The 3,210-nt window shown below is 75.5% G+C and carries 3 protein-coding genes; 2 read left to right on the top strand and 1 reads right to left on the bottom strand.

What is annotated here, in order from left to right; translation table 11 throughout:
* Window positions 1–1,754: peptidylprolyl isomerase (locus tag AC1MIR_RS04505; RefSeq protein ID WP_480026968.1), on the bottom strand; the 1,754-nt coding region annotated here is incomplete at its 3' end.
* 225 nt (window positions 1,755–1,979) lie between these two features.
* On the opposite strand from AC1MIR_RS04505, the gene tpiA reads away from it, so the two are divergent.
* Both tpiA and secG read left to right on the top strand, forming a co-directional pair.
* Complete coding sequence (gene tpiA, locus AC1MIR_RS04500; protein WP_480027064.1) at window positions 1,980–2,726, top strand: triose-phosphate isomerase; 747 nt, start codon at window positions 1,980–1,982, stop codon at window positions 2,724–2,726.
* A 71-nt stretch (window positions 2,727–2,797) separates the two neighbouring features.
* On the top strand, window positions 2,798–3,210 hold a 413-nt coding region (secG, locus tag AC1MIR_RS04495), incomplete at its 3' end, for a preprotein translocase subunit SecG (RefSeq protein WP_480026967.1).

The following is a 3,210-nucleotide window of genomic DNA, read 5'->3' as shown; positions in this document are numbered from 1 at the left end:
GCCGCGCGCCCCCCCCCCCCCCCCCCCCCCCCCCCCCCCCCCCCCCCCCGCGTCGCCACCATGGTCGCCTCGCCCTGCGGCGCGGCGAAGAGCGGCGGCAGCAGCTCGGGCGGGATGGTCAGGCCGGGCACGCCCGGCTCCGGCCGGCGGCCGAAGGGGCCGAAGCGGTCGGAGGGGATGCCGGCGGCACGCGCCGCCTCCTCCAGGCTCTGGCCGCCGCGCACCGCGGCCAGCAGCGCCGCGGCGCGTTCCTCCTGGTGGCGGCGCTTCGCGGCGGCGATGAAGGCGAGGCGTACATCCGCCTCCACGCTCGCGAAGGGCCGGAGCGCCGGCGGCGAGACGGCGCGGAGGTCCACCGCGATGAAGCCCTCGCCCTGGCGGAGTTCCTGCAGCCGCGGCGTGGCGCCGGGCTCGGCGGTGAAGATCGCGCGCAGCGTCTCGGCCCGGGCATCCACCGGGACCGGGATCGGCACCGGCGCGCCATCCGCGTCGCGGCCCTCGGCGTCGAGGCGCAGGGTCGCGACCTGCATGCCGTAGCGCTGCGCGGCCTCCTGCAGGGTGGCGCCGCCGGCCAGCGCATCCTCCACGCGGTTCGCGCGCTCGAAGGCGAGATCGGCCGCCTTCTCCAGCGCCACATCCTGGCGGAGCCGGTCCTGCGCCTCCTCGAAGGTGACGCTGCGGCCGGGCGTGCTGCCGACGATGCGGAGCACATGCCAGCCGAAGGGCGTGCGGACCGGCGCCGTGACGCCGCCCTGCGGCGTGTCGAAGGCGGCGGCCGCAAGCTCCGGCACCGGCAGGTCGGCCCGCGCCACGTCGCCGAGCGTCACGGCCGCGCCGCCTGCCGCCTGGGCGGCCTGCCCGATCGCGACGAAGTCGTCATTGGCCCGCCACGCCTCCGCGATGCGCCGGGCCGCTTCCTCGGTCGGCAGCAGCGCCTGCTGCAGCTCCCGCCGCTCCGGCGTCTCGAGCTGGCCGCGCCGGGCCTCGAAGGCCGCGCGCAGCTCCTCCGGCGTGACCTCGATCTGGTCGGCCAGCGTCTCGGCGGAGAGCACGCCGAGCAGCACCTCCCGGATCTCGGGTGTCGAGAACTGGTCGGGGTTGTTGGCGTGGAAGCGCTCGAGCTGCGCCTCCGTCGGCGGCTCGGGCTCCGGCGCGTCCAGCAGCGTCAGCTCCGCCACCTGCGCGACGCGGCGCTCCCGCTCCCAGTTGAACAGGGCGCGGCCGAGGGAAGGCGGCGCGGCGGCGCCGGCGCGCACCGCGCCCACCAGCTGCATCCGCTGCAGGTCGTCACGCACGAGCTGGAGGAACATCGGCTCGGTCATGTCGTTCTGGCGCAGGAACTGGTCGAGGATCGCGCGGCTGAACTCGCCGCCCACCCGGAAGCTCGGGATGGCGCGGACATAATCGGCCACCTGCTCATCGGGCGTCGCCAGGCCGAGGCGGCGCGCCTCGATCCGCTGGGCGTTCTCCTGGATCAGGGTCTCGACCGCCTGGCGCGCCACCGCCTCGCGGATGGTCGGGGTGGGATCGAAATCCGGGCCGAGCTGGCGCTGGATGCGCTGCAGCTCCCGCCGGGCCGCGTTCTGCGCCTGCGGCAGCTCGATCTCCGCGCCGTTCATGCGGACGACGGCCGTCTCGCGCCAGAAATTGCGCACGACGTCCTCGATGCCCCAGATCCCGAAGGACAGGATCAGGAGGACGAACAGGACCTTCGCGACCCAGGACTTCGCGAGGTTGCGGAACCAGGTGATCATGCCCTCGGCGTAGCGCAGCCACCCGCCCGTTGCCAGCCCGCCGCGCCGTTGCTAGCCGGGGCCGGCAGGGCTAGAGCACGGTCCGATCGGCTGGAATCAGTCGATCGGAAGGTCGTGCTCTGGGAATCATGATCCTGGAGCAGCCTATGCCCATTCGGCGGAACCGCGCAGCGGTTCCACTCGAATGGGCGCTGGTCCAGGGAGAGGGCGCGGATGACCCCGGGCGTGAAGCCGCTGATCGCCGGCAACTGGAAGATGCATGGCAGCCTGGCGGAGGCCGTCGCGCTGGCCGGGGCGGTTCAGGAGGGCGCGGTGCGGGACGGGGCGGCGGGGCTGCCGGCCGATCTGCTGGTCTGCCCGACCTTCCTCCATGTCGCCCAGGTGGCGGGGCTGCTGGCGGGCGGCCCGGTGGCGGTGGGCGGGCAGGACTGCCACCCGGCCGCCAAGGGCGCCCATACCGGGGACGTCTCGGCACCGATGCTGCGCGATGCCGGCGCGAGCTTCGTGATCCTCGGCCATTCCGAGCGCCGGGCGGATCACGGCGAGACGGACGCCGCCGTGCGCGCCAAGGCCGCGGCGGCCGCGGCGGCCGGGCTGGTCCCGATCGTCTGCGTCGGCGAGACCGAGGCCGAGCGGCTTGCCGGCCGGGCCGAGGCGGTGGTGGAGCGGCAACTGGCCGAAAGCCTGCCCGACGGCTTCGGCGGGGTTGTCGCATACGAGCCCGTCTGGGCGATCGGCACCGGCCGCACCCCGACCGAGGCCGACATCGCCGCGATCCATGCGACGATCCGCGCCCGCCTCGCAGCGCGCTTCGGGGCGGCGGGGCAGGGGATACGGATCCTCTATGGCGGCTCAATGAAGCCGGGCAACGCCAAGGCGATCCTGGCGCTGCCGAATGTGGATGGCGGGCTGGTCGGGGGGGCGAGCCTGGTGGCGGCGGATTTCCTGGCGATCGCCCACGCGGCGACCTGACGCGGCGGCCTGACGCGGCGGGCCGCCCGGCGCTGGCAATCCCGCCCGGCAGCCGCTAGATACCCCCCGCCATGAACACCGTCCTGCTCATCCTGTTCCTGCTCGTCACCCTGGCGATGATCGGGGTCATCCTGGTCCAGCGCAGCGAGGGCGGGGGGCTCGGCATCGGCTCCTCCCAGGGGATGGGCTCCTTCATGAGCGGGCGCGGCACCGCCAACCTGCTGACCCGCACCACCGCGATCCTCGGCACCGCCTTCATGGCGCTCGCGCTGATCCTGGCGATGTTCGGCAAGGGCCAGGCGCCGCGGGGCTCGATCCTGGACGCGCCCGGGACCGCCCCCCGCCCGCTGGTGCCGGGTGCGCTGGTTCCCGGCGCGCCGGTGCCGGGCGCGCCCGCGGCGCCGGCCCGGCCCCCCCCCCCCCCCGGGCCCCCGCACAAGGCGGAAACCCCCGGCCGCCCCCCCCCCCCCCCCGCCCCCCACCC

The sequence above is a fragment of the Falsiroseomonas sp. RANM36 genome (assembly GCF_056682175.1).
Note: the sequence above shows the minus strand (reverse complement) of the source record. Positions and strands in the feature narration are given on the sequence as shown.